This is a genomic window from Novosphingobium clariflavum (assembly GCF_026420865.1).
Taxonomy (GTDB): domain Bacteria; phylum Pseudomonadota; class Alphaproteobacteria; order Sphingomonadales; family Sphingomonadaceae; genus Novosphingobium; species Novosphingobium clariflavum.
Window position 1 is genome coordinate 1 of the sequence record NZ_JAPCWC010000010.1, and the last position, 23,517, is coordinate 23,517.

A 23,517-nucleotide genomic window follows, 5' to 3' on the forward strand; every position below is an offset into this window, starting at 1 on the left:
AGTGAATCGAGGTCTGTTCCTTCAGGCGATTGGTGACGGCAATGCGCACCGTCTCGCCTTCACGCAGGCGCAGCAGCGGGGCGGGCAGCGTGCCGTTGACGGTAACCGCATGGCCCGAGCGACCGCCGGTCGAAAAATGGCTCTCGCCGATTTGAAGCGCGATGGAATTGCCTGTCAGAACGCCGGAACCAGTGCCGGCGTGAACGATACCCGGCGTACCGCTACGCGCCCATGCAGGGAACAGGCCTGCCATTCCGAGGCTGCCTGCGACAGCGCCGCCAAGGGCCAGAAAACGCCTGCGCTGAAGCAGGGAGCGATGGAGGCTGTCGTTCGGCGTCATGCAGGGGATACGCGGCAAACAGGTCTATCCCTCACCAACGCGTGACAATTTTTGCTACCTGAAAGAACTGCCGATACCGGCTTGCTCAATCAACCGGTCGCAACCCGCAAGTCACATTGCACCTAGCCGCCTCCAATTTCGCCATTCGACTTTCAGCAACTTGGTCAGCGGCATCGTACAGCATTGGCTCTTCGAGATGAACGTACCCCATAAAGACCTCAACGCGGCGATGCGCGGTCAACGCCATACCCACCTTGAGCGGCACTCCTGAATTTGCGATATCGGTCGCAGCGCGATGACGTATGCCATGAGTCCCGACGTGCTCAATCCCTGATACTGCTAACGCCTTCCGCCATGCACGATGATACGCGCCGTACATTGCCGGGCGGCTTGGGTCGTTTGGATTTGGGATGACAAAGGGGGAATCGCCAGCGGCAGATGCTGCGAGTTGAAGCAGCGTTCGGGCCTCTTTCGAGATGGGCTTCCAAATTGGGCCAGTCTTACTATCGGGCCAATCGACCCTCCGCCTTTCAAAATCCACCCATGCCCAACGCAGTTGGAGAATTTCAGACACCCGCGCTGCAAACGCAAACTGAAGTCTCATAGCCAAGGTGTACGCCGATCTGCCCCCGCCTTCTCCTTCCGGCAACTCGAGATAGTCCATCAATCGAACCATTTCTTCCTGACGGATAAGTCTAGGGCGCTTCTTTTTTGCGAGCGTAGTAACGCCCTTGCAGGGGTTCGTATCCTCAGCTCGATAACCCCACTCCTCTGCCCGCTTAAACATGGAACTCAAAATTCCAAGAGAGATGTAAGCCATGCCGGGAGCAAAGCTAAGATCATCCACGAATTTTTTGACTTCCTTCTTACTAACGGAATCAATCTTACAATAACCCACCCTATTCGATATGTATTTTTCGAACATATATCTGTGCAATTTTTGAGTGCTCTTTTTATTCCGCACCAATGTCCAGCGTTGGTAGAATATCTCCTCGAATTCTCGGACGGTCACGCTGGCACGCCGTTCCGCCCGAGTGCGTGAAGGATCTCCACCCTCACGCACCTCCGCGAGCCATTTCTGAGCGATCGTTCGAGCTTGCTCGACGGTTAAATCGCCAAACAGCCCAAGCGCCGGCTTTCGCTTGACGCCCTCATAATTGCGATACTGCAGCATGAAGGTCTTGCGACCGGCGGGCGAAACCTTGCACAGCAGACCGACGACTTCGGTGTCCCGCAATTCATAAGGCTTGGATTTGGGTTCAGCCGCTTCTAAGGTACGCTTGGTTAGCTTCAACGTGGGCATTTTCGGACCTCCGAAAGCGCTCAAATCTGGGAGCCACATGGGAGCCACGCGACATCAAACTCGAGCGAAAGTGTTCCAAGGCCAGAGTATTATAATCTTTTTCAAACACCTGAAAAATAGACATTTATCTTAGTTCATCGTACTCCAGCTGAGCCGATGGTAGATCGAAAATGCATGTACCGCTCCATGTTGGCGGTCAGGTGCACATCGACCTGACGGCTCGGCACGCGCGGATCGGGATTGGGATCGCGCGAGCGCAAGTCCGCGTAAGTCAGAACGCGGTGATCGACGTTTTCCAAGCCGGTCGGACGGTCGGCCAGACGATCCACCGGCATCGGCGAGAGCGTGGCGACGCCCGGCCCCATCTTCACGCCCGGCGCGACGGAAGGATCGCGCATCGACATCGAATGGCCGCTCATGGAGCTGTTGGCCGGCTTGCTGAGGTCGATCACGCCGCCCTCCCCCATGTCCATGCCGTCCATATCCATGCCCATGTCGCGCATGGTGAGCACAGGCCGTTCACGCAGCTTCGGTGTCTCGCCAACGAGGCCCGGACGCTGGGCCAGTGTAGCGCGCACAAGCCCGGAACGGTCGATAGCCTCGGCGATCACGCCGTAGCTCTCCGAGGCACCGGGCTCGACGATGAAGTCGTAGGTCTCGGCGATGGCGATCTGCACTTCGTCGGTCTCGACCGGCTGGACCGGATTACCGTCAGCTGCCACCACGGTCAGCGGCAGACCGGGAATGCGGAAGTTGAAGTTGGTCATCGCCGAGGCATTGATGACGCGCAGGCGCACCTTCTCGCCCGGTGCGAAAAGCCCGGTCCAGTTCTCGGCATTACCGTGGCCATTGACGAGGAAACTGTAGGTCGATCCGGTCACGTCCGAGATGTCGGTCGCGTCCATGCGCATCTGCGCCCAGGCCAGGCGGTCCGCCAGCGACTGGTCCTTGCCCGCCAGCAGTCCGACAAGCGTCTGGCGCTGGCGGTTGAAATAGCCCCCCATCATCTTCAGGCGGCGCATCTGCTCGTGCGGATGGATCGGGCTCCAGTCCGACAGGACCAGAACATGCTCACGGTCGCAAGCGATCGGATCGGCACCGGCAGGGTCGATCACGATCGGGCCGAACAGCCCTTCCGCTTCCTGCATGCCCGAATGCGAATGATACCAGTACGTGCCCGACTGGATGAGCGGGAACTCGTAGACGAAGGTCTCGCCCGGATCGATGCCGGGGAAGCTGACGCCCGGAACACCGTCCATCTGGAATGGCACCAGCAGCCCGTGCCAGTGGATCGAGGTCTGCTCCTTCAGCCGGTTGGTGACGGCAATGCGTACCGTCTCGCCTTCCCGCAGGCGCAGCAGCGGCGCGGGCAGCGTGCCGTTGACGGTCACCGCATGACCCGAACGGCCACCGATCGCGAAATGGCTTTCCCCAATCTGGAGCGCGATGGAATTGCCCGAAAGAACGCCGGAATCGGTGCTGGCGTGGACGATCCCCGGCGTGCCGCTCTTCGCCCATGCCGGGAACAGGCCCGCCATGCCGAGGCTGCCCGCAAAGGCGCCGCCAAGGGCCAGGAAGTGTCTGCGTTGGAGCAGGGCGCGTTGGAAACAGTCGTTCGGCATCATGCATGGGATACGCGCCCTGGGCAGGCATCCCTCATGCGACCATCAAAAAACACCGCTGCGGTTGCCCCATCCCCCGGTTGCGGCGATGGGTAGCCCCGGCGTCAGACAATCGTCAAACGCTGCTCCGGGCCTTCGGCCGCCTCGCTTTCGGCGACCTTTTGCCGCAGCATGGCAATCGTGCGCTTGGTTGCCCATACCGGGGCGGGGCGCCCGAAATGATAGCCCTGCGCATAGTCGCACGACCAGTCCTGCAGGATGCGGGCCTCTTCCTCTTCCTCGATGCCTTCCGCCACGACCTGGATCCCGAGGCGGTGGCAGATGTCGATGACCCCGCGGACCAGCGCAGCGCTGCGTTCGCTCTGGGTGCGGCCTCCGCTGACGAAACTCTTGTCGAGCTTCAGGCGCTGGATGTCGAACTCCGACAGGTAGCTGAGCGAGGAGTAGCCGGTGCCGAAATCGTCCAGCGCCAGCGTATAACCGCGCTGGCGCAGACCTATGAGATTGCTGCGGACGGTGTCGGAATCGGCGAGGAGAATACCTTCGGTGATCTCGAAACCGATCGAGGCCGGGCTGACGTTGTAGCGGGCGCGGTGGAAGTCGATCTGATCGAGCAGCGCCGGATTTTCGAGCTGAAGCGGCGACAGGTTGATCGACGTCTTGAGCCCCAGCCACTTGCGGCTGTCGGCAAAGGCTTGCGCGATGATCCAGCCGCCGAGCTGCGGCATCAGCCCCAGCTTCTCGATGACCGGAACAAATTCCGCCGGGGTGGCCGAGGCACCCTGCTTCAAGCGCAGCAGCGCCTCAACCCCGTTGGGCCGCATCGTGCGCAGATCGACGATTGGCTGGTAGAACAGTTCGAAGCCCTGTTCGTCGATGGCCTGCTTCATCTGCGCTTCGAGATCCTTGCGCGACTTGAACGCTTGGCCCAGCGCCGGATCGAAGATGACGTGATGGGCCGATCCCGCCGCCTTGGCCGCACCCAGCGCGATGTCGGCGTTCTGCATGAGGTCTTCGGCGGTATGGCCATGTTCGGGAGCCGCGGCGATGCCCGCGGACAGCGTGATGGTCGTGGTAGGATGCCCGCGCCGCCGCTTCTCGACAAAGACCTGCGTCGCCCTGGGGCCCAGCGAATGGATCTGGCCCGCCCCAAGCACGAGAATCGCGAATTCGTCGCCATCGAGCCGGGCGATCATGCAGCGGTCGGCACTGAAAACTTTGACCAGCCGCTTGCTGAATTCACGAATGACCTCGTCCCCGCCGGGCAGGCCGAACGCATCGTTGATCGCGCTGAAATCGTCGATGTCGAGCCGGAGCAGCTGGCAGGGGTGATTGCCGGCAATCTGGTCGAGCCGCATCATGAATGTCGCGCGGTTGACGAGACCCGTGGTCGGATCGAACCGCTCGAGATAGTTCACCCGCGTCGTCGACGTCCGCGCCCGGTGCGCCATGCCCCAGAACAAGGCGAGGACGATGGCGCCGAACACCAGTTCGGCAGGCAGGATGTAGCGCGTCAGGACATCACCGGGACGATCGGGCTGCCAGGCCATCCTGCCGATGGTTTCGCCGCCGTTTCCGGCCAGCCTGACCTGCCGCCAACCGGCCGGCACGGGGCGGCGCGGCGACAGCAGCGTCAGCCGCTCCAGCATGAACGCATTGGCCCAGCGGGCGATCGTGGGGTCATCGAAGTAGGTGAACGTGACCAGCTTCATGGCGCCAGCGTCGCCCCCGGAAATCGGGCCGGGCGGCACGATCGGCACGGCGGAAACGACGGCAGGGACGCCGTTGATGCTGCGGACATCGGTGGTCCCCTCGCCAGCATGGACCATGTCCGAGACCGACTGGGCCAGGGGCTCCATCTCGCGGGTGGACAGGCGGCCGCCTTCGGCAAAACCGTAGACGGCGCCGTCACGCCCGACGATCAGGACCGTCTTCGTGCTCACCGTTGCCGTGGCCGGCTGGCCCAGTTCTTCATCGAGCCATGCAGCCGCACCGTCGGGCCCGTTGGCGGCCAGCTGACGGGCAAGTTCATGCCGCTGGCCCAGCGCCTTGGCCTGTTCGTCGGAATTATGCCGCGCACGGGAGATCGCACCGCGCACTTGCTCGACCTGGCGCTGGGACTCCCGGTTGTTCAAGGCACCCGCGGCAGCCCACAAGCTCACCGCCGCACCGAGCGTCATCGCAGAGATTGCGACCATCGCTCCGGTACTTCGCTTGGCCACGGGGGAATGGCGGGGGGTGTCCATTTGCGATCCTCGTTAGCGCACCGCGCTGTCTCTAAAATAGACGCTTGGATTGACCTAAGGGTTTAACCGATCGAATTTTCCATAAATTCTATCTATTATACGACAAATTTCGCGCGACCCGGATTCCTCAACGTACAATCCTGCGAACGGTTGCACGCCGCCCCTATGCCCGCCATGGATCGCCGTCACCCGGATCACTATTCCCTGACCCGTTCCAATGTGCAAGATGTCTGCGCGCACGATAGATCCGCGTTTCCACGGCCTTGCGGCTGATGCCGAGGATCGCGGCAGCCTCCTCCTGCGACAGGCCTTCCAGCGCGCAGAGCAGCAGCGGCTCCTTCAAGCTGGCGGGGAGAGCGGCGATGTCGGCGTGGATGCGCTCCACTTCCCCGCGCGAGGCCAGGGCCTGCTCGGGATCGTACCCCTCATCCGCAACGCTCGCGGCCTCCTCGATCGGCAGCGCAAAGGCGAAAAATCGCCGGACCTTGCGGCGCCGCGCCCAGTCGTGACACTTGTTGAGCGCGATGCGCAGGATCCAGCCGCGGAACGGCCGGGTCGGATCGTAGCGACGCAGGGCAAGGAAGGCGGCGACGAAGCTCTCCTGCGTCACGTCCAGCGCATCCGCCTCGTTGCCGAGGTGGCCACGCACCATGCGGAACACGGCATCGCGGTGGGCATCCATCAGCGCGGTGAAGCCCGCCTGGCGGCCGGCAAGCGCTGCCGCGACGGCGGCCTTATCGTCCCCTTCCGGCGCGGCCACGCCGGGTCAGTCCTGCGGCTTGGTCAGGGCTTCGGCGACGGCCTTGTCGAAGCGGCCGGTCTGCTCCGGGCGCAATACCGCGCGCATCGCGAAGACGTGCTGGAGGGTCGCCTTCTGCAATTCGCCCATGGCCATGTGCGAGCGATCGACCGCCTTTTCCACGTCCGGGCCATAAGCATGTTCATGCGCGATGGCCCGGGCGAGGTCGGCATTGGCGGCGCGCAGTTCGCCTTCCAGCTGGCTGCGACGGGCGGCAAAGCCCTGTTCCAGTGCTTCGATCCTCTGTTTCTGCCCGGAATCGAGGTCCAGCTCGCGGTGCAGCAGCACATGGATGCGGCTTTCCTGCGGCTCCTCGCCCCGCAGCGCCTGCCCCAGCCAAAGCGCCCCTAGAGCGACCAGAAACGCCGCAAGAGCGACCAGAACGTACCGATAGCCGCTGCGCATCGGTCAGCTGGCCAGCAAGTGCGACGGCGCTGCGGCCGGCATGCCCAGCAGCGGCTCGCCGTACCCGTGATCCCGTTCGAAAGCGGGGACCGGCAAGGCGAGGCCGCCCCACAGCCCGACCACCGCCGCGACGCTGCAGGCAAGTGCCAGCCCGCGGCGCACCGCCCGGCGTTCCCGCCCGGAGGCGAGGCCGGCCATGACCGCGCCATCGATCCCGCCCAGCGCGCCGGGCAGCGGTTCGCCGCGCAATAGCGCGAACATCTGGTCCACTTCGTTCATCGGCCTGTTCCCGTCTGCCTGTCGTACTTCGCTTCTCACCCGCCGATACGCGCAGGCGCAGCGTCATCCCTCATCGCCGCGCCGAAAAATTTGCGCCGCCATGAGGGATGCCCGTCGCGCCCTGCGTATGGGTTCCTGCAAGTCCGGGCAAGTTCGTTCGCCCGGACCTCAAGGATCGGAGCCCCCACATGCGTTTTCCTGCACTTGCCGCCGCTATTCTCGCGGTTGCCGCCGTTCCCGCCACTGCCCTTGCCCACCCCAAGCTGCTGAGCGCCACGCCTGCCGCCAATTCGGCGGTCGCCAAGCCGACCTCGATCGCGCTGACTTTCTCGGAAGACCTCGTTGCCCCGCTTTCGGGCATCGACCTGGTGATGACCGGCATGCCCGGCATGGCCAACCATCAGCCGATGCCGATCAAGGGCATCACCGCCAAGGCCAAGGGCAAGACGATGACCGTCGCCCTGCCGCGTCCGCTGCCGACCGGCACCTACCAGCTGACCTGGCACGCGGTCGCCGCCGACCAGCACCGCATCGAAGGCTCCTACAGCTTCACGGTTCGCTGAGCGCATGGAAAACGGCAGTCTCGTCGCCGCGCGCTTCGTCAGTTATGCGCTGTTGCTGATGGCCGCGGGCCTGCCGTTCCACGCCCTGATCGCAGGGCCCCGGTCCGCAGCCGGGGCCCGCTTCGGCCAGCCCGCCCGCCTCGCCCTGGCAGGGCTCGCCGCCGGCGCGGCAGCGGCATCGCTGTGGTGGGCGATGGCCAATGTCGCGGCGATGGCGGCGATCCCGCTGGCCGAGCTCGACCGCGCGACATTCACCGCCGTGATCGGCGCCACACCGCTGGGCACGCTGCTCACCGTTCGCGCTGCGGCGCTCGCCCTGTTCGTGGCCGCCCTCGTCCTGCGCCCCGCCCCCGCGCTGCTGGCCCCCCCGGCCCTGGCCGCGCTCGCCAGCGCCGCCTGGGCGGGTCATGCCGGGGCCGGTGAAGCCCTTGGCGGCGACCTGCTGCGCGCGGGCGACGTCCTCCACCTGGCCGCCGCCGCGCTCTGGCTGGGGGCCATGCTGGCATTCCTGGCGGACATGCGCGGCGACGGGCAGGCAACCGGCGTGGTCCGCAGCCTTGCCGCCTTTGCCCGCACCGGCACGCTGGTCGTCGCCGTGCTGCTGGTGACCGGGCTGACCAACGCCTGGCTGATCAGCGGCGGCAGCTGGCCGTCGGGGTCCTGGCCCCGCCTGATCGCGCTGAAGATCGTGCTATTCGCGCTGATGCTGGGCCTGGCCGCGCGCAATCGCTGGATACTCGTGCCCGCACTCGAAGCGCGGATGCCCGGCGCCGCGCGGCGACTGGCGCGCTCGCTCGTGCTGGAGATGTCCTGCGGCCTTGCCGTCGTGCTGGTGGTGGCCGCGGCCGGACTGCTCGATCCCCACGGAGTCTGACGGCCGCGTACCGGCCGGCCTCAGGCCAGGCCGCTTTCCGCGCCGTGGTGCAGCAGCCCGCGCAGCGACTCTCGGGCCCGGACGGTCAGCCGCTCGTCGAGCAGGGTCAGCAGCGAGAGCGCCTCGAGATGCAGGGTATGGCGCGCATTTTCCTGGAGATCACTGACCAGCCGGTGCAGTTCGCGCAGCGCCACCGCATCGGGATCGAGGCGCAGGAGGTTGCCCAGTTCCTTGGCGTCGAGCGCGTCGCGGATCTGCCGGCGCAGGATCACCGCCAGGATCGAATCCTCGCAGGCCGCCGGGCTGCCGCCGAACAGCGTATGCAGCACATCGTCCGCCAGCCTGACACGCCGATCGAAGGCGGATTCCAGTTCATGCGCGATGAAAGTGCGTATTTCGCACGGCTTGCCGACGACAAAGTCGGCGACGATGACCGTAAGCGCCTCGCAGATCTTGCGTATCCGCGCATGATCCACCACCAGATCGACGATGTCTTCGTCATCGATCATGTTCGACCGGACTGCCGAGCGCGACAGCCATTGAGGCATTGCCAGATGTTGCATGACACGGAGGCATAACGCCGCCCCGCGCATCCACATTGACCGCCGTCAAATAACGGTTTCGCCTAGGAAAATCAGACCTCCTTGATCGAGATCAAACGATTGCAGCAGATTCGCGCCTAGCGCGTGGCGCATGCAACCTCCAACCTCCAGACACCCTCGCCGGGCCTTGTGCCTATCGGTCGCTATGCTGCCCATGCTGCTGGGTGGCTGCGACATGGTCGTGATGAACCCAACAGGCGATATCGCCATGCAGCAGCGCAACCTCATCCTGTTGTCGCTGGGACTGATGCTGCTGATCATCATTCCGGTGATCGCACTGACCGTGGCCTTCGCCTGGAAATACCGTCGCGGTAATCCCAACAAGGACTACGATCCCGAGTTCCATCATTCCACTACCCTTGAACTGGTGATCTGGGCCTGCCCGCTCGCCATCATCACCATCCTGGGCGCCGTCACCTGGGCCTCCACCCACCAGCTCGATCCCTTCCGCCCGCTCGAACGCATCGCCCCGGGCAAGCCCATTCCCGCCGGTACCAAGCCGCTCAACGTCCAGGTCGTCGCCATGGACTGGAAGTGGCTGTTCATCTACCCCGACCTCGGCGTTGCCACGGTCAACGAACTCGCGCTGCCGGTCGACGTGCCGGTGCGCTTCTCGATCACGTCCACCGACCAGTTCAACACCTTCTCCGCGCCGACGCTGGCCGGCATGATCTACGCGATGCCGACGATGCGTTCGGAGCTGAACGCCGTGCTCAACAAGACCGGCGACAGCTGGGGCTATTCGGGCAACTACACCGGCGCCGGTTATTCCGACATGCGCTTCAAGCTGCGCGGCGTCACCAAGGCCGGGTTCGACAGCTGGATCGCCGAGGCCAAGGCCAAGGGCACCCCGCTCTCGACCGAGACCTATGTGGCACTCACCAAGCCCACCACCAAGGCGCCGGTCGTGCGCTATTCCTCGGTCCAGCCCGGTCTGTTCGACCGCATCGTCAATGCCTGCGCCGAGCCCGGCAAGCCCTGCATGATCGACGTCATGCGGCGCGACATGCTGGCCGGCAAGATGCACATGGGCGAACGCCCGGCGACCTGCGACGACAAGGACGGCAAGCTGGCCCCCAAGGCGGCCCCAAAGGCGGCAAAGGCCGAACCCGCCGCAGCGCGTGATCCCAGGATCTCCGCAACCGACACCCTCCTCCTCCCCGGCGCCGTGCGCGCAGAGCGGGCCTGACCTCGCCCTATCGGAACCATCATGACAGACACGTTAGCAAAAACCGTGTTCGGACGCCTGAGTTGGGAGTCCCTACCATTTCACGAGCCGATATTGCTCGGCACCTTCATCGTCGTCGTCCTGCTCGGGCTTGGCGTGGTCGGGGCGGTCACCCGCTTCGGGCTGTGGGGCTATCTCTGGAAGGAGTGGTTCACCAGCGTCGATCACAAGAAGATCGGCATCATGTACATCATCCTGGGCATCATCATGCTGCTGCGCGGCTTTGCCGACGCGCTGATGATGCGCCTGCAGCAGGCGATCGCCTTCGGCTCCAACCCCGGCTACCTGCCGCCTTCGCACTACGACCAGATCTTCACCGCGCACGGCACGATCATGATCTTCTTCGTGGCGATCCCGCTGGTGGTGGGCCTGATCAACTTCGTGATGCCGCTGCAGATCGGCGCGCGCGACGTGGCCTTCCCGTTCCTCAACAACCTCAGCTTCTGGCTGACGGTCTCGGGCGCGGTGCTGACCATGATCTCGCTGTTCGTCGGCGAGTTCGCCCGCACCGGCTGGCTGTCCTACGCGCCGCTGGCGGAACTGGCCTATAGCCCGGACACCGGCGTCGACTACTACTTGTGGTCGCTGCAGATCGCGGGCGTGGGCACCACGCTGTCGGCGATCAACATGGTCGCCACCATCGTCAAGATGCGTGCCCCCGGCATGACCATGATGAAGATGCCCGTCTTCACCTGGACGGCGCTGTGCTCCAACGTGCTCGCCATCGCCATCTTCCCCGCACTTACCGCCGCCTTCTTCCTGCTGATGCTCGACCGCTACGTCGGCACGCACTTCTTCACCAACGAACTCGGCGGCGCGCCGATGATGTACTGGAACATGGTGTGGATCTGGGGTCACCCGGAAGTCTACGTCCTGATCCTGCCCGCTTTCGGCATCTATTCGGAAATCACCTCCACCTTCACGGGCAAGCGCCTGTTCGGCTACAACTCGATGGTCTACGCGACCGTCGTCATCACCATCCTGTCCTACCTCGTCTGGCTGCACCACTTCTTCACGATGGGTGCCGGTCCCTCGGTCAACAGCTTCTTCGGCATCGCCACGATGGTGATCGCCATCCCCACCGGCGCCAAGGTCTTCAACTGGCTGTTCACCATGTACAAGGGTGACATCCGCTACGACGTGCCGATGATGTGGGTGGTCGCCTTCATGATCACTTTCGTGGTCGGCGGCATGACCGGCGTGCTCCTCGCCATTCCGCCGGCGGACTTCGTGCTCCACAACTCGCTGTTCCTGGTGGCCCACTTCCACAACACCATCATCGGCGGCGTCGTCTTCGGCCTCTTCGCCGGCATGGTCTACTGGTTCCCCAAGGCCTTCGGCTTCAAGCTCGACCCGTGGTGGGGCAAGGTCGGCTTCTGGGGCTGGGTGATCGGCTACTGGCTGGCCTGGACGCCGATCTACATCGTCGGCCTCATGGGCAACACGCGCCGCGTCAACCACTTCGACGATCCCAGCATCCAGCCCTACTTCATCGTGGCGCTGATCGGTGCCGTGGTCATCCTGATCGGCGTGCTGGGCTTCGTGATGAGCATCGTCATGGGCTTCGTGAAGCGCAAGCAGCTGGCCGATACCACGGGCGATCCGTGGAATGGCCGCACGCTCGAATGGTCGACCAGCTCGCCGCCGCCGGCCTACAACTTCGCGGTGACGCCGGTGGTCCACGACCTCGACGCCTGGCACGACATGAAGACGCGCGGCTATCGCCGTCCGGCTTCGGGCTTCAAGCCGATCCACATGCCCAAGAACACCGCGGCCGGGATCATCCTGGCGGGCCTGGCCACCGTGCTCGGCTTTGCGATGATCTGGTACATCTGGTGGCTCGCCGCGCTCGCCTTCGCAGGCCTGCTCGTCACCGCCATCGGCCACACCTTCAACTTCAAGCGCGACTACTACATCCCCCAGGATGAAGTCGCCCGAACCGAAGCCAAGCGGCCGCTGCCGCTCGGCGCGGGAGCCTGACCATGACGCAGCATGTGACGATCGCCCGCGAGGAGCCGGTAATCTGGCACCTCGCGGAGGAGGAACACCCCGCCAGCCCGACGGGACTGGGCTTCTGGATCTACCTGATGAGCGACGCGCTCATCTTCGCCTCGCTCTTCGCCATGTTCGGCGTGGTGAGCACCGCCTTTGCGGGCGGCCCCGGACCACGGCAGATCTTCGATCTGCCGCTGGTCGCGCTCAACACCGCGTTCCTGCTGGCCTCGTCGATCACCTTCGGCCAGGCGATCCCGCACATGGAAGCGGGCCGGGTAGGACCGACGCGGTTCTGGCTGGCGATCACCGGCCTGCTCGGCGCGGCCTTCGTGGGCGTGGAACTCTACGAGTTCTCGCATATGATCGCCGAAGGCGCCGGGCCGGACCGCAGCGCGTTCCTCTCCTCGTTCTTCGCGCTGGTGGGCACCCACGGGGCCCACGTCACCGTCGGCCTGATCTGGATCGCCACGCTGCTGATCCAGCTGGGCTCGCAGGGCCTCAGCGAGGCGATGAAGCGCCGCGTGATGTGCCTGTCGATGTTCTGGCACTTCCTCGACATCATCTGGATCGGGGTCTTCACCTTCGTCTACCTGTATGGAGTGATCCGTTGAGCACCTCCTCGCACCACGCCGTGGCCAGCCATTCCGCCAGCCACGGCAGCCGCGCCGCCTATCGCGCCGGCTCCATCCTCTCGATCGTGCTGACGGCGATCCCGTTTCTGCTGGTGATGACCAACGTGCTGCCCGACCGGGGCATCATCGCGCCGATGATCTTCGCGCTCGGGTTCATCCAGATCGTCGTCCACGTGCTCTGCTTCCTCCACCTCGACACCCGTTCGGAAGGTGGCTGGACGCTGCTGGCGTTCCTGTTCACGACGATCATCGTCGTGCTGACGATCGCCGGTTCGATCTGGGTCATGTACCACCTCAACGCCAACATGATGCCGATGCCGGGCGGTCCGATGGACGGCTCGGTGCACTGAGGCAGCCATGCAGCGAACATCGAACGCCAAGCGGATCGTGATGCTGGCCATTTCCCTGTTCGCTGCCGCTGCCTTTGCGGCGCTCGGGGTCTGGCAGCTCGAGCGCCGCGTCTGGAAGCTGGCCCTGATCGAGGCGGTCGATACCCGCATCCACGCAGAGCCGGCCCCGCCGCCGCCGCCCTCCGCGTGGGGCGGCGTCTCGGCGGCAAAGGACCAGTACCGCCGCGTCGTGGCCAGCGGCCATTTCCTCAACGCCCGCGAGACGCTGGTCCACACCGCCACGGACATGGGCCCCGGCTACTGGGTGATGACCCCGCTGGAACAGGCCGACGGCACCCTCATCCTCGTCAATCGCGGCTTCGTGCCCGAACGCCTGGCCCCGCGCAGCGCCCGCCCGCAAAGCCTGCCCACCGGCACCGTCCGGGTCACCGGCCTGCTGCGCATGAGCGAGCCGGAAGGCCGTTTCCTGCGCGCCAACCGGCCGGAGCAGGAGCGCTGGTACTCGCGCGACGTTGCCGCCATCGCCCGGGCGCGCGGGCTCTCCGCCATGGCCCCCTATTTCATCGACGCCGATGCGCTCGCAGCCAGCCCCTGGCCGCGCGGCGGGCTCACCATCGTCGCCTTCCCCAACAACCACCTGACTTACGCCGCCACCTGGTTCGGCCTTTGCCTGCTGAGCCTGTTCGGTTTCGCGATGTTCTGGCGGCAGGGCACCGACACCCGGACCGCAGACGCCTGACGCGGCGCCCGCCGCCGTCCATTCATCCCGGAGAGGCCATGATGCACAACCGACTGCGAGAACTGCGCAGCCAGCACGGCCTGACCCAGGCCGCGCTGGCCAGCCAGGTCGGCGCCTCGCGCCAGACCATCAACCTCATCGAGAACGCCCGGCACGATCCCTCGCTGTCCCTCGCCTTCGCGATCGCCCGCCTGTTCGGCCTGCCGATCGAGACGATCTTTTTCGACGGCACGCCAAGCCCCGGCTGATACCAAGCTGCCGTGATGCTGACGCATCAGCAGCTTGGAACGCTCAGGCGCCGCGCGGGCTTGACCGACTTGCCGAAGCATGCCGGGTGGATCATAGCAGGCCGCACTCCCCCCTTCTGCGCAGGAAAGCACTTCCGATGGATGACGGCCGCTGGCATTTCTACGAGCCCGAGCACGGCCACGGGCTCGCCCACGATCCCTTCAACGCGATCATCGGCCCGCGGCCGATCGGCTGGATCTCGTCGCTCTCGGCCGACGGCGTGCCCAACCTTGCCCCCTACAGCTTCTTCAACGCCTTCAACTATCGCCCGCCGATCATCGGTTTCGCCTCGATCGGCTGGAAGGACACGGTCGCCAACATCGCCGCGACCGGCTCATTCGCTTGGAACCTCGCCACGCGCACGCTGGCCGAGCCGATGAACCGCAGTTGCGCGCCCCTGCCGCCCGAGCGCGACGAATTCGCCTTCGCCGACCTGACCAGCGCGCCCAGCCGGCTGATCGCCGCCCCGCGCGTCGCCGAAAGCCCGGTCTCGTTCGAATGCATGCTGACGCAGATGATCCAGTTGGAAGGCCGGGACGGCACGAAGGCCGAGACCTGGCTGGTGCTCGGCGAAGTGGTGGGCGTGCACATCGACCGCGCGCTGCTGGAGGACGGCGTCTACCAGACCGCCCGCGCCGAGCCGATCCTGCGCGCCGGCGGCCCCACCAGCTATTTCGCGATCAGCCCCGAGAACGAATTCCACATGACGCGTCCAACCGCGACCGCCTGAAAAGGCCCGCGCCGCCCACCGGGGGCAGCGCGGGGACTGGGCGGGGATTGGGCGGGGACTGGCCCCGATCAGCCGATCAGACGTTGGCGACGGCCACCGCCCGCGTGTTGAGGTAGTTGTCGAGCGCTTCCGGCCCGCCCTCGGTGCCGTAGCCCGAATCCTTGATCCCGCCGAACGGCAGTTCGGCCGAGGACGCAGCCGGCATGTTGACCCACAGCATGCCCACTTCCACGCGCCGCGTCAGCAGGTCGGCATGGACGAGCGAACGGGTGAAGGCATAACCGGCCAGCCCGAAGGACAGGCGGTTGGCCTCGGCGATCGCTTCCTCCAGCCTGTCGAAACCGCGAATGCCCGCGACCGGGCCGAACGGCTCGTCGTTGAACAGCCGCGCGTCGAGCGGCACGTCGGACAGCACGGTCGGCTGCCAGAAGTTGCCGGTCTCGCCGATCCGCGCACCGCCGGCCAGCACCCGCGCGCCGCGCGCGACGGCATCCTGCTGGAACTCGGCCATGGCGGCGAGACGGCGCTCGTTGGCGAGCGGGCCCATCTGCGTGCCCTCGTCGAGGCCGTCGCCCACGACGATGCCCCGCGCGACTTCGGCCATGGCTTCGGCGAACTGCTCCTTCACGCTGTTGTGCACCAGGAAACGCGTCGGCGAGATGCAGACCTGCCCGGCATTGCGGAACTTGGCGCGACCGGCGGTGCGCACGGCCAGGTCGACATCGGCATCCTCGCAGACGATCACCGGGGCATGACCGCCCAGTTCCATCGAGACCCGCTTCATGTGCCTGCCCGCCTGACCGGCCAGCAGCTTGCCGACAGGGGTAGAGCCGGTGAAGGTGATCTTGCGGATCACCGGGCTGGCGATCAGGTACTCGGAAATCTCGGCGGGATCGCCGTAGACCAGGTTGAGCACGCCTTCGGGCAGACCCGCCTCCTCGAACGCGCGGATCAGCGCGGCCGGGCTGGCGGGGGTTTCCTCCGGCGCCTTGACGATCATCGAACAGCCCGCGGCAAGCCCGGCGCCGATCTTGCGCACCACCTGGTTGATCGGGAAGTTCCACGGCGTGAAGGCCGCGACCGGGCCGACGGGATCCTTGATGACCATCTGGCGTACGGTGATGTCGCTGCGATGCGGGACCAGACGGCCGTAGACGCGGAAGCCCTCTTCGGCGAACCATTCGATGATGTCCGCCGCCGCCATGGCCTCGCTGCGCGCCTCGATCCGCGGCTTGCCCTGTTCCTGGGTCATCACCGCGGCAATCGCGTCGGCACGCTCGCGCATCAGCGCAGCCGCCTTGCGCAGGATCACGCTGCGCTGGGCGGGCGTATAGTCGCGCCAGACCTCGAAGCCGCGCGCCGCCGCGTCCAGCGCCAGGTCGAGATCGGCACGTCCGGCATGGGCGACCCGGCCGATCTCCTGCCCGGTGGCCGGATTCCGCACCGCCAGCGTCCGGCCATCGGCGGCATCGCGCCAGGCACCGTTGATGAAGAGCTGGGTATCCGGATAGGCCATTCGTGAACTCCTTTGCACGCGGCCGGCGCCCTGTTCCGGCGCCGGCAAGCGGGCGCCCCATATCGGGGGCCACGCCGCGCCCTGCAACCCGTGCGCCATGCTTTTTGCCGGTGCGACGAATGCGCCCGGACGTGCGAAATTTTCACGGCGCCGCGGCGCCCCGCATCAGGCCGCCTTGCGGGTCGCGCCGAGCACCGTCAGCGTATAGGCCAGCCACAGAGCGGTGCAGACGGCGAACCCGACGAGGGCATGCGGCGCCAGACCGCACAGGATCAGCACGGCGGCAAGGGCGGCAAAGAAGTCGCGCATGGTCAGCCAGGTCAGCCATTGCATCAGCCGCGAGGGCCGGCGCGCGGCATGGTGCTTGACCGCATCGAACGTAAAGGCGCCGCCCTGCCGCGCCGAACGCATGCCGATGGCGGCCAGCCCGCTCGCCAGCATGACGAGGCCCGCCGCGCCCGCCATCGCCGCGCCGGAATGCCCCGCCAACGCCAGATTGACCGTCACGCCGCCGATGAAGGCAAGGTTGGTCGCCGCATCGATCAGGCTGTCGATCATCGCCCCACGCGGCGAGGTCTGGAACGTGGCGCGGGCGATCTCTCCATCGACGCCGTCGAAGATCGAGGCCGCCTGGAACAGCAGCGCCCCTGCCATGAGCCCGCGCTCCCCGCCCAGCAGCAGGCATGCCGCCATCGCAAGCCCCAGCAGCGCCGTGCCGACACTGGCATGGTTCGGGGTGATCCCGGGGATCTTCAGAAGCTGGCGGGAGATGGCCTGCGATACCGGGCGGTTGAGATGGCGCGACACGATACCGTCGCCGGGTTTTGCCGTGGCGGCAAGCAGCGCCGCGCCCGCCGCCCGCAAGGCCGCGAGCGGTTCCGCTCCGCCGCGCGCCGCCGCCGGCATCTCGATATGCGCGGCGGCAAGCACCAGCGCCACCCCGTCAAGCACCGGGGCGCCGCCTTGCGGTTGCCAGCCCTCCTGCGCGGTGCGGCACACCGCCCCCGGCACCAGCCGCGCCCACTGCGCCCGGCAATGGGCACTCGGCTCCCATGGCCCGGGCGTCACGACGATGCACGAGACGCTCTCCCCGCGATCCTCGGCCAGCGCCTGGACCGCCGCCCGGACGGCGGCAGGAATGCCGGCCACGAGACAGGCCGCCGCCCGCGCGGAAGGGAAGGCGATCACAAGGCTTTGCACGATGAAGGACTCCGGATTTCGGGGGAACACTTGGCGCCGGGCAAGAGCGCCGTATAAGGCGGCGAAACAGGCTCCGCCGGACACGGCCGGCCGCAGGCGACGACCAACGAACAGGAACGATGAGCGCAGATCTTCGCCAATCGCATGGAGCGCCCGCTTCGCACCAGCGCCCTGCAGCCCGCCCGCGCGAGCTTCAGGACGGGCTCAACCACCGGCTTTACCACCCGCTGGCCTGGCGGCTCGCGGTGCAACTCTCGGCAACGCCGGTGACACCCAACGCGGTCTCGGTCGCGGGCGCCCTGCTCGTCGTCATGGCCGGGCTCGCCTATGTCGGCCTGCCCTGGCCGGTCGGGGCAGTGGCCGGCCTCTGCCTGCACATGAGCTGGCACGTGTTCGACGGCGCCGACGGCGACCTCGCGCGCCTGACCGGGCGCAGCAGCCCCTCCGGCGAACTGGTCGACGGGATCTGCGACTATGCCAGCCACATCGTGCTCTACCTGCTGCTCGGCTTCCAGCTGCAACAGAGCCTCGGCGCGATTGCCTGGCTGCCGACCCTCGGCGCGGGACTGAGCCGTGTGGTCCAGGCGAACTGGTACGAAACCCGGCGCCGCCAATACCAGTGGTGGGCGTACGGCGTGCCATGGCTGCGCCAGACGCAGGACCAGCGCGGACAGCGCGCATCCGGGCTCGGCGCCGCCTACCTGAAGCTTGCCCAGCGCACCGGGCCGAGGAGCGAGGCGCTCGATGCGGCGATTGCCGGGGCCGCCGACGATGCGCAGGCGCTGGCCCGCGTGCGGCAGGCGGTACGGGACGCCAGCGCCGCCCTGCTCCCGCCGACCCCGCTCCTGGGCGCCAATTACCGGACCATCGGGCTGGGGCTTTCGATGCTGGCGGGCTCGCCGCTCTGGTACTTCCTCTATGAAGCGGCGGCGCTCAACCTGCTGCTGCTTGGGTCGATCCTGCGCGCGGCGCGCGGTGTGCGCACGGTTTCGCTCGGCCTCGCTCATGCCCCGGCCCCCAGCACCCGGCGGTAGACCGCAAGGTTGGCTTCGGCGAACCGGCGCCAGCTGAGTTCGCCCGCCCGCGCCAGGCCGCGTTGCCGCATGACCTCGGCCAGCCCGGCATCGTCGACCACGCGCCGCAACTGGGCGGCGATGGCGCCTGGATCGTACGGGCTGGCAAGCAGCGCCGCGCCCGCGGTCACTTCCGGCATCGCCGAGACGTCGCTGGTCACCACCGGGCAGCCGCAGGCCATGGCCTCGGCCAGCGGATTGCCGAAGCCTTCGCAGAACGAGGGATGCAGCAGCGCCGCGGCGGAGGAATAGAGCGCCAGCAGGTCCTCGAAGGCCACCCCCGCCAGCACCTGCACGCGCCCGCCGATCCCCAGCTGCTCCGCCAATGCCAGCAGCGCGCTGGCGCCCCGGCCCATGCGCTGGACCAGCACGAGATCGACATCGCCACGCCCCGCAAACGCCTGCGCAAATGCCCGCAGCGCCCCATCGTGGTTCTTGTAGGGCGCATATTGGCCAACCGTCAGGACATGGCGCCGCCCCGCCGCCAGCCCCAGCGCGGCGAGCCTGCCCTCCATGCCGCCGACAGGCGCAAAGCGCGGCGAAACCCCCGACAGGGTGACCGAAGTGCGCGCCGCCGCCGACGGCGCCAGTGCCGCGATCGCGCCTGCGCTGGCCGCGCTGACCGTCGCCAGTGCCGCCGCATCCCGCAGCGCCCGGCGGATGCCGTGCCGGTAGAACGCACGGTCGATCAGCCCCCGCACGCCCGAGCGGCACCATGACGGGTGGGTCAGCCACATGACGTCGTGAACCGTCACGACACAAGGCACGGGAAGCCCCGCGGGCATGATGTTGGCCGGTGCATGGAACAGATCGACCCCCTTGAGGTCAACGACATGGCGCAGCCACCACATCGTTGCCGGCCCGTTCGCGGCATGGGGCACGATCACTTCGGCAACATTGCGCGCGGTGCTGAGCGGCGTGCTGCGCCCGGCGCTGCGCAGCAGCAGGAACCGCAGGTCGGGGGCAAGCATGGGTGCCCAATCCACCAGGCCTTGCACGACCTCGCCGATCCCGCTCGGGCGAGCGCCGATATAGCGGCAGTCGATGCAGATGGTGGTCATGGAGCGCCGGGCCTTCGAAGGGCAGCCGCGAGAGCGCGGCGAGAAGCGTTTTCGCCACCTTCATGGCAGCAGGATCAGGCCGCTGCAAGCAAGCGCACCACAAAAACAGCGCCGAAAATAAAATTCAAGGCTGCTCGGCAACGGCTCCGTCATCCCCTCGAAACCCCGCCGGAAGCATTGCAACACAATACCGAAAATTACCCCAATTCGGGCCAACAAGAGACGAACCGATGAAACAATATCGAAACACGCACGTGAACTGACGCCCTCATCCCTCAGGGCAAGATCACGGCAGGAAACGGCAAGCATGTTCATCGTGCCTCTCAAGGATGGCTGTCATGCCGACCGCGAGCGGCGCCCGGGGCGTTTTCCCGGCGTATTCGCGGATAACGACCATAAAATTACGCGCATTATTAAAACATAGTTCGTTCTTATTTGAATAATACGTAATTAAATACAGAATTCACATTGATATGATCTGGAGTTAAGCCTGCAATGACAGCAATCAAGGTCGCGGTAATCGGTGTAGGCAATTGCGCCAGTTCGCTGATTCAAGGTGTGGCCCATTATGCAGCCACCGGATCGAGCAGCGGCCTGATCCATGAACGCATCGGCGGCTACGGGGCGGCGGACGTCGAGTTCGTCATGGCGGTGGACATCGATGCCCGCAAGGTCGGCCTGGACCTTGCCGATGCCATTTTCGCGGCCCCGAACAACACCACCGTGTTCCACCGCGACGTGCCCGCGACCGGGGTGACGGTCATGAAGGGCGTGGCACTGGACGGCGTCGCGCGCCACATGACCACGGCCGGACCGCGCGGCTTCATCGTCTCGGACGCCGCGGAACCCGACCAGGCCGCCGTGGTCGCGGCGCTGCGCGCCTCGGGCGCCGACATCCTGATCAACTTCCTTCCGGTCGGCTCGCAGAAGGCCAGTGAATTCTACATGGAATGCGCGCTCGAGGCAGGACTCGGCGTCGTCAACTGCATTCCCGTGTTCATTGCCAGCGACCCGGCATGGGAAGCGCGCTTCCGCGAACGCGGCCTGCCCATCGTCGGCGACGACATCAAGGCCCAGGTCGGCGCCACCATCGTCCACCGCACGCTTTCGAGCCTGTTCACCGCGCGCGGCGTGACCACCGAGCGCACGTACCAGCTCAATACAGGCGGCAATACCGACTTCATGAACATGCTCGACAGAGATCGCCTTTCGAGCAAGAAGGAATCGAAGACCGAGGCCGTACAGGCAGCGCTGGCGCACCGGCTTGCCGACGAGAATATCCTTATCGGCCCGTCGGAATACGTTCCCTGGCAGAAGGACAACAAGATCTGCTTCCTGCGCATGGAAGGCGCGCAGTGGGGCGACGTGCCGATGCACCTGGAACTGCGCCTCTCGGTCGAGGACAGCCCCAATGCAGCGGCCTGCGTGATGGACGCGATCCGGTGCTGCAAGCTGGCGCTCGAACGCGGCGAGAGCGGCGCGCTGATCGCCCCGTCGGCCAGCTTCTGCAAGCATCCGCCGCAGCAGTTCGCCGACGAGACGGCGATGCGCCTGCTCGACAGCTATCTCGACGAAGAGCTGCGGGCCGCCGAATGATCCCCGGCGCGCCCCGCCCCCCGAGGGACGCGCTGATCCTCGCGGCCGGTTACGGCAGCAGGCTGCGCCAGCTGGGTTCCTCCAAGCCGCTGACGCCGGTAGCCGGCATCCCGCTCATCGAGCTGGGCATGCGGCAGGCGGCAGCGGCCGGGGTGGAACGCGTGGTCGTGGCGACCGGCCACGAAGCGGACCGCCTCGAGGCCGCGCTTCCCGCCATCGCCGCGCGCGCGGGCGTCCTGCTGGACGTGCGCCGCGTGGGGGACTGGTCGCGTCCCAACGGATGGTCGGTCCTGGCGGGCGCCGCAGCCATCGAAGGCAATTACCTGCTGATGATGGCCGACCACATCTTCTCCGCGCCGATCCTTGCCGGGCTGGCACGGACCGGCACGCCCGGGCACGGAGTGACGCTGGCGATCGACCGCCGCACCGACAGCCCCATGGTCGATCCCGATGATGCCACCTGGGTGCGCCTCGGCCGGGACGACAGGATCGTCCACATCGGCAAGACGATCGCCGACTACGATGCCGTCGATTGCGGCGCCTTTCTCGCGACGCCGGAACTGGCCGAAGCCATCGGCGCGGCGATCGCCGCCGGGCGCGCGGGCAGCCTCTCGGACGGCATGCAGGTGCTGGCCGATCGGGGCCGCGCCGCCACCATGGACATCGGCTCCGCCTGGTGGATCGACGTCGACGATGCCCCCATGCACGCCCTTGCCGAAAGCATGGTGGCGCGCGAACTTCCCGGGATCTACGCAAGGGCGGGCGCGCGCGGCCCCGCCATGGCCGCAACCGCAATGGAAGCAGCCGAAATGGCCGCGCCCTCGCAGGCAGGCGCCTGATCCGGCGATGACCGAGGACCGCCCACTGCTGCTCGACGTCACGCGGCTGATCGCGCGCAGCTGGTCGCGCCGCTTGCCGACCGGGATCGACCGCGTCGGCCAGGCCTACCTGCGGCGCTTCGCCCTGCGCGCGCAGGCCGTCGTCCAGCACCGCGGCGCCGTGCGGGTGCTCGACCGGCCTCATTCGCAAGAGCTGTTCGACCTCTTGCTGGGCAGCGACGCCGGGTTTCGCCGCCGCATGACCGCTTTCGCGCCCCGCGCGCTGGGCTGGGGCCGTGCACCGCGGCCCCAGCCCGGCACGATCTACCTCAACGTCAACCACACCGACTTCGACCTTGCCAGCCACCAGCGCTGGATCCGCGCGGCCGGGCTGCGCAGCGCCTATCTGCTGCACGACCTGATCCCGCTGACCCACGCGGAGCATTGCCGCCCCCATGCCGTCCGCCGCCACCGGGGGCGGGTCCTGGGGGCGCTGCGGCACGGCGCGGGCATTGTCGTGAGCACCGCGGCGGTGGCACGGGACTTGCGGGACTTCGCCCGCCTCGAAGGACTGGAAGTGCCGCCGGTGCTGGTAGCGCCGATCGCCGGACAGCGCCTCGCCCCACCTGCCCGCAATGTGCCTGACCCTGGCGCACCTGCCCGCAGCGCGCCTGCCCGCAGCGCTCTTCGCCGCCCGTTCTTCCTGTGCCTCGGCACCATCGAAAGCCGCAAGAATCACCGCTTTCTGCTCGATGTCTGGGGCATGCTCGTGCGCCGGCTGGGCGAACAGGCCCCCGAACTGGTGATCGCGGGCCAGTGGGGCGCAGGCTCCGATCCGGTGCGTCGGCGCCTCGCCGGCGATCCGGCGCTGGGCGGGCGGGTGACCCTGCTCGAACGCTGCGGCGACGACGAAGTCGCGCGCCTGCTGGCCGCTGCCACCGCCCTGCTCCTGCCCACTCTCGCCGAAGGGTACGGCCTGCCGATGGTCGAGGCCTTGCAGGCCGGCACGCCGGTCATCGCCAGCGACCTGCCCTGCTTCCACGAAGTCGGCCAGGGCATCCCCACGCTCCTGCCGGTGAACGCCGGGCTGCACTGGGAAACCGCCATCGCCGGCTTTGCCCCCGGCACCCCGGAGCACGACCGCCAGCACGCCGCCATGGCGCGGTTCCGCCCCCCGACATGGGAGAGCCATTTCGACCGCGTCGAGACCTGGCTTTCCGCGCTAGGCGCCGCCCCCGCGCACGCGGAGTGAAAGACG

Annotated in this window: 25 protein-coding genes; 13 read left to right on the forward strand and 12 right to left on the reverse strand. The window is 66.7% G+C overall.

The window, feature by feature from the left end:
• The 7 genes from OKA11_RS13950 to OKA11_RS13980 all read right to left on the reverse strand — a co-directional run.
• Positions 1–340, reverse strand: a 340-nt coding sequence (locus OKA11_RS13950; RefSeq protein ID WP_407673450.1) for a multicopper oxidase domain-containing protein, incomplete at its 3' end; no start/stop codon positions are given.
• 85 nt (positions 341–425) lie between these two features.
• The gene (locus OKA11_RS13955; RefSeq protein ID WP_267221287.1) at positions 426–1,643 is read right to left on the reverse strand and encodes a tyrosine-type recombinase/integrase; all 1,218 of its coding nucleotides are present in this window, start codon (positions 1,641–1,643) and stop codon (positions 426–428) included.
• 134 nt (positions 1,644–1,777) lie between these two features.
• Positions 1,778–3,268: a copper resistance system multicopper oxidase gene (locus tag OKA11_RS13960; RefSeq protein ID WP_267221289.1), complete on the reverse strand. Its 1,491-nt coding sequence runs from the start codon at positions 3,266–3,268 to the stop codon at positions 1,778–1,780.
• Between the two features lie 101 nt (positions 3,269–3,369).
• A complete protein-coding gene (locus tag OKA11_RS13965) occupies positions 3,370–5,463 on the reverse strand; it encodes a putative bifunctional diguanylate cyclase/phosphodiesterase (RefSeq protein ID WP_267221291.1) in 2,094 nt (697 codons plus the stop codon).
• Positions 5,464–5,674: 211 nt separating this feature from the next.
• Complete coding sequence (locus OKA11_RS13970; protein WP_267221293.1) at positions 5,675–6,271, reverse strand: RNA polymerase sigma factor; 597 nt, start codon at positions 6,269–6,271, stop codon at positions 5,675–5,677.
• Positions 6,272–6,277: 6 nt separating this feature from the next.
• Entirely contained in the window at positions 6,278–6,715 is a 438-nt protein-coding gene (locus OKA11_RS13975) for a Spy/CpxP family protein refolding chaperone (protein WP_267221295.1), read from the reverse strand.
• Between the two features lie 3 nt (positions 6,716–6,718).
• Positions 6,719–6,994, reverse strand: a complete 276-nt coding sequence (locus OKA11_RS13980; protein WP_267221297.1) for a hypothetical protein — start codon at positions 6,992–6,994, stop codon at positions 6,719–6,721.
• Positions 6,995–7,182: 188 nt separating this feature from the next.
• Between OKA11_RS13980 and copC the strand changes: the two genes are divergently transcribed.
• Entirely contained in the window at positions 7,183–7,557 is a 375-nt protein-coding gene (gene copC / locus OKA11_RS13985; RefSeq protein ID WP_267221299.1) for a copper homeostasis periplasmic binding protein CopC, read from the forward strand.
• A 4-nt stretch (positions 7,558–7,561) separates the two neighbouring features.
• Positions 7,562–8,431 carry a CopD family protein gene (locus OKA11_RS13990; protein ID WP_267221302.1) on the forward strand — a complete coding sequence of 290 codons (870 nt, stop codon included), beginning with the start codon at positions 7,562–7,564 and terminating at the stop codon, positions 8,429–8,431.
• Positions 8,432–8,451: 20 nt separating this feature from the next.
• Here OKA11_RS13990 and OKA11_RS13995 read toward each other — a convergent pair whose 3' ends face one another.
• Positions 8,452–8,940, reverse strand: a complete 489-nt coding sequence (locus OKA11_RS13995) for a hypothetical protein (protein WP_267221304.1) — start codon at positions 8,938–8,940, stop codon at positions 8,452–8,454.
• A 238-nt stretch (positions 8,941–9,178) separates the two neighbouring features.
• On the opposite strand from OKA11_RS13995, the gene cyoA reads away from it, so the two are divergent.
• The 7 genes from cyoA to OKA11_RS14030 all read left to right on the forward strand — a co-directional run bounded on the left by cyoA (position 9,179) and on the right by OKA11_RS14030 (position 14,995).
• Entirely contained in the window at positions 9,179–10,222 is a 1,044-nt protein-coding gene (gene cyoA, locus OKA11_RS14000) for a ubiquinol oxidase subunit II (protein ID WP_267221306.1), read from the forward strand.
• Between the two features lie 21 nt (positions 10,223–10,243).
• Complete coding sequence (gene cyoB, locus OKA11_RS14005; RefSeq protein WP_267221308.1) at positions 10,244–12,241, forward strand: cytochrome o ubiquinol oxidase subunit I; 1,998 nt, start codon at positions 10,244–10,246, stop codon at positions 12,239–12,241.
• A 2-nt stretch (positions 12,242–12,243) separates the two neighbouring features.
• On the forward strand, positions 12,244–12,867 hold the full coding sequence (cyoC, locus tag OKA11_RS14010) for a cytochrome o ubiquinol oxidase subunit III (protein WP_267221310.1): 624 nt from the start codon (positions 12,244–12,246) through the stop codon (positions 12,865–12,867).
• Positions 12,864–13,238: a cytochrome o ubiquinol oxidase subunit IV gene (gene cyoD / locus OKA11_RS14015; RefSeq protein WP_267221312.1), complete on the forward strand. Its 375-nt coding sequence runs from the start codon at positions 12,864–12,866 to the stop codon at positions 13,236–13,238. Before cyoC ends, cyoD begins: the two co-directional genes overlap by 4 nt.
• A 7-nt stretch (positions 13,239–13,245) precedes the next feature.
• Positions 13,246–13,977: an SURF1 family protein gene (locus OKA11_RS14020; protein WP_267221314.1), complete on the forward strand. Its 732-nt coding sequence runs from the start codon at positions 13,246–13,248 to the stop codon at positions 13,975–13,977.
• A 38-nt stretch (positions 13,978–14,015) separates the two neighbouring features.
• Positions 14,016–14,225 (forward strand): helix-turn-helix transcriptional regulator, encoded by a 210-nt coding sequence (locus OKA11_RS14025; protein ID WP_323748324.1) that lies wholly within the window; start codon positions 14,016–14,018, stop codon positions 14,223–14,225.
• A gap of 137 nt (positions 14,226–14,362) precedes the next feature.
• Positions 14,363–14,995, forward strand: coding sequence for a flavin reductase family protein (locus OKA11_RS14030; RefSeq protein WP_267221316.1), 633 nt, complete (start codon positions 14,363–14,365; stop codon positions 14,993–14,995).
• Between the two features lie 76 nt (positions 14,996–15,071).
• On the opposite strand, the gene OKA11_RS14035 is transcribed toward OKA11_RS14030, so the two are convergent.
• Positions 15,072–16,511: an NAD-dependent succinate-semialdehyde dehydrogenase gene (locus OKA11_RS14035; protein WP_267221318.1), complete on the reverse strand. Its 1,440-nt coding sequence runs from the start codon at positions 16,509–16,511 to the stop codon at positions 15,072–15,074.
• A 165-nt stretch (positions 16,512–16,676) separates the two neighbouring features.
• Positions 16,677–17,711, reverse strand: a complete 1,035-nt coding sequence (locus tag OKA11_RS14040; protein ID WP_267221319.1) for a CDP-alcohol phosphatidyltransferase family protein — start codon at positions 17,709–17,711, stop codon at positions 16,677–16,679.
• A 119-nt stretch (positions 17,712–17,830) separates the two neighbouring features.
• Between OKA11_RS14040 and OKA11_RS14045 the strand changes: the two genes are divergently transcribed.
• Positions 17,831–18,745, forward strand: a complete 915-nt coding sequence (locus OKA11_RS14045) for a CDP-alcohol phosphatidyltransferase family protein (RefSeq protein WP_267221321.1) — start codon at positions 17,831–17,833, stop codon at positions 18,743–18,745.
• Here OKA11_RS14045 and OKA11_RS14050 read toward each other — a convergent pair.
• Positions 18,715–19,845 carry a glycosyltransferase family 4 protein gene (locus tag OKA11_RS14050; RefSeq protein ID WP_267221323.1) on the reverse strand — a complete coding sequence of 377 codons (1,131 nt, stop codon included), beginning with the start codon at positions 19,843–19,845 and terminating at the stop codon, positions 18,715–18,717. The genes OKA11_RS14045 and OKA11_RS14050 overlap by 31 nt on opposite strands.
• A 60-nt stretch (positions 19,846–19,905) precedes the next feature.
• On the reverse strand, positions 19,906–20,160 hold the full coding sequence (locus OKA11_RS14055; RefSeq protein WP_267221325.1) for a hypothetical protein: 255 nt from the start codon (positions 20,158–20,160) through the stop codon (positions 19,906–19,908).
• 180 nt (positions 20,161–20,340) lie between these two features.
• On the opposite strand from OKA11_RS14055, the gene OKA11_RS14060 reads away from it, so the two are divergent.
• The 3 genes from OKA11_RS14060 to OKA11_RS14070 are packed head-to-tail and all read left to right on the forward strand — an operon-like array spanning position 20,341 to position 23,511.
• Positions 20,341–21,441, forward strand: coding sequence for an inositol-3-phosphate synthase (locus OKA11_RS14060; protein WP_267221327.1), 1,101 nt, complete (start codon positions 20,341–20,343; stop codon positions 21,439–21,441).
• Positions 21,438–22,280 (forward strand): phosphocholine cytidylyltransferase family protein, encoded by an 843-nt coding sequence (locus tag OKA11_RS14065; protein WP_267221329.1) that lies wholly within the window; start codon positions 21,438–21,440, stop codon positions 22,278–22,280. The genes OKA11_RS14060 and OKA11_RS14065 overlap by 4 nt, the downstream gene beginning before the upstream one ends.
• Before the next feature lie 7 nt (positions 22,281–22,287).
• The gene (locus OKA11_RS14070) at positions 22,288–23,511 is read left to right on the forward strand and encodes a glycosyltransferase (protein WP_267221331.1); all 1,224 of its coding nucleotides are present in this window, start codon (positions 22,288–22,290) and stop codon (positions 23,509–23,511) included.
• The last annotated feature ends 6 nt before the right edge of the window (positions 23,512–23,517 follow it).